This is a genomic window from Citrobacter sp. VF227 (assembly GCF_052950715.1).
This window is the reverse complement of sequence record NZ_JBRFVF010000277.1, coordinates 1-509: the sequence shown is the minus strand read 5'-3', so window position 1 is coordinate 509 and position 509 is coordinate 1. Positions and strand designations below refer to the sequence as shown.

Annotated in this window: 1 protein-coding gene; it reads right to left on the bottom strand. The window is 72.5% G+C overall.

Going from position 1 to position 509, the window contains the following annotated elements; genetic code table 11:
- On the bottom strand, positions 1-509 hold a 509-nt coding region (locus ACU8YC_RS26305; RefSeq protein ID WP_446896163.1), incomplete at both ends, for a hypothetical protein.

Sequence of the window (509 nt, the reverse complement as noted above, 5' to 3'; positions counted from 1 at the left end):
GGACCTGACGTCCGATCTCCTGGACCGATGCGCCGAGTTCCTCGGCGGCCGCCGCGACGGTGCTGACATTCGAGGCCGCCTCCTCGGCGGCGGCCGCGACCGCACCGGACTGCGCCGAGGTCTGCCCCGCCATGGCCGACATGGAGCCGGCGGTGGCCTGCAACTCCGTCGCGGAGGCGGAGACTTGCCCGACGATGCCGCCAACCGCGGCCTCGAAGCTGTCGGCCATCTGGCGCATGCCGATCCGGCGCTGCTCCTCGGCGGCGAGGCGCGCCTGCGCGGTCTCGGCCTCCAGCGCCTTCATCTGGACGAGCCCCTGCTTGAACACCGCGACGGCGGACGCGATGGTGCCGATCTCGGTCTTCTCGCCCTGGTACGGGATCTCGGCCGACAGGTCGCCGGCGATCAGCGCCTGCATCGGCCGCACCACCGAGGCGATGCCGCGGGTGACGCCGAGGACGATGATCACGCCCGACAGCACCGAGACAGCCACGGCGAGACCGATGGCG